Origin of the sequence: Streptomyces sp. SID3343 (assembly GCF_009865215.1) — a bacterium.
Lineage (GTDB): Bacteria > Actinomycetota > Actinomycetes > Streptomycetales > Streptomycetaceae > Embleya.
In genome coordinates this window covers 1-1906 of record NZ_WWJX01000526.1, presented here as the reverse complement: position 1 = coordinate 1906, position 1906 = coordinate 1, and the positions used below count along the sequence as shown (strand labels likewise).

Here is a 1906-nt window from a genome sequence, read left to right as displayed (position 1 = left end):
ACGGCGTGGCCGAGTCGGCCGGTCGGGAGTCGGCGCACGTGCGCATCGAGGACGACGCGGCCTTCGCGCACGCGGCCGTCGAAGGCCGCGACGCGCTGCCGGACGAGTGGCGGCGCGCGGTGGCGATGGCCGGCTACGGCCTGCGGGTCACCGCGGCCGAACTGACCGGGCTGACCGCGGCGATCGACGCCCTGCTTCGGCCCTTCGTCGCGCCGATCCGCGAGGACGCGCCCCCGGACGCCCGAGTCGTGCGGGTGGCGTTCACCGCGCTGGTGCCGCCGTCGTGAGCGAGGCGATGCGGGGGCCGGCGGACCGCGGCCGAGGTGGTGGTGGCCGAGTTCGCGGTGTTCGGCCCGGCACGGGCTCGCGGAGGGCTCGATGCGATGCCGGGCCACCCGTACGTCCGGTGTGGGCAACGCCGTTCGTTCACCCGTCCCGCGTTGTTCGTTCCGCCGGCTCCGCGACTCGCAGGATCATCAGGGCCGCGTCGTCCGTGAGCCGGCCGCCGACGTGGGCGAGCAACGCGTTGCGCAGGTCCGTGAGCAGGGCCGCGGGCGGACGCCGCGCATCGGCGTGCCGATCCATCCACGCGCGCAGCGGGAAGAACCGGCCGTCGTGGTCGCGCGCCTCGGTGGTGCCGTCGGTATACAGGAACAACCGATCGGATGGTCCGAGCCGAAAGTGCACTGGCTCCGGTGCCCGGGCCTCGGGGGCGAGCCCGGCCAGGCCGAGGGGGAGGGTGGGGTCGACCTCGATCCAGCGCACGCCGTCCGGTCCGATCACCGCCGGCGCCTCGTGGCCGTGGTTGACGATCTCGACTCGCCCGTCGGCGTCGAGCGTCGCGATCAGACCGGTGGCGAACCAGTCCATGTCCGGTCCGCCGGCCAGGACCCGGTCCCGCCCGAACCGCTCCAACTGATTGCCCATCCGTCGGCCGACATCGCGAAGGTCGAGTTCGTGGAAGGCGGCCTCGCGGAAGGTCCCGACCAGGGCCGCGCCGGCGCCCACGGCGGTCAGGCCCTTGCCCTGCACGTCGGCGATGAAGGCCCGGGTGCCGTAGGGCGTCGCGATGATGTCGTACACATCGCCGCCGACTTCGGCATCGCGTTCGGCGGCCTGGTAACAGCGATCGACCGCGATGCCGCCGACCACCGGCGGCGCGGGCGGCAGGATAGCGCGCTGCACCTCCTGTACGACGTCGCCCAGCCGAGCCACCCGGTCCTGCAAGCGCGTGCGCAACAGGGCGGTCGGCACCGCGATGGCCCCACCCAGAGCGACCACCACCAGGCCCGCCCAGTCGTGTCCGTCCGGTGCGGGCGCGAGGACGGTGTCCAGCAGGAAGAACGAGATCGTACACAGGACCGCGTAGCACACCGTCGAGCGCAGCGAACCGAGTCCGGCCGCCGTCATCGGCACCAGGGTCAGCACCGTGTTGGCCTGGAACTGCGTCGGCGAGACGAGGTCGGCGACGAAGACGATCACGAACAACGCGGCGGGCAGGGCTCGAACGGCCCGACCCAATGGCGATGCGGCGTCCGCCACATCGGGTTCGCGCGTCCGTGTCATCCGCATCCGCATCCGCACGTGCCGTCCCGGCCCGCCCGAGCGGGGCCTGTCGTCCTACAGGGTCAAGGCCCATCGATCGATGTGGCACCGGGACCATGCCCGCTCCACCCGATCGGTACCTAGGCCGGACGGTGGACGAGCCGGTCGGAACCGCGCTCCGGCCGCGGCCCCGCGGGCGTGGCGTGTCATCGACACAGGACGGGATCGGCCCCGGAGCGCCCCGAAAGCCGCCCCGAGGGCACCGCCGAGAGATCGCCTACGAGGCGGGGCGGATCGCGCGGGCCGCAGGTGGCGGATGCGGCCGAGCGGTGCTCGCGGGGACGGGACCGTGTGTCGTCGC

At 73.6% G+C, this 1906-nt stretch carries 1 protein-coding gene and 1 pseudogene; one reads left to right on the top strand and one right to left on the bottom strand.

Annotation, left to right across the window (positions count from 1 at the left end):
- Positions 1-287 (top strand): annotated as a pseudogene (locus GT354_RS52615) (hypothetical protein); the annotation flags it as partial.
- Positions 288-426: 139 nt separating this feature from the next.
- Here GT354_RS52615 and GT354_RS16515 read toward each other — a convergent pair.
- Complete coding sequence (locus tag GT354_RS16515; protein ID WP_161357070.1) at positions 427-1566, bottom strand: PP2C family protein-serine/threonine phosphatase; 1140 nt, start codon at positions 1564-1566, stop codon at positions 427-429.
- Between the last annotated feature and the right edge of the window lie 340 nt (positions 1567-1906).

Excerpts from the sequence above, each read along its gene's own strand:
- GT354_RS16515 (WP_161357070.1), bottom strand. The coding sequence starts at position 1,566 with ATGACACGGACGCGCGAACCCGATGTGGCGGACGCCGCATCGCCATTG.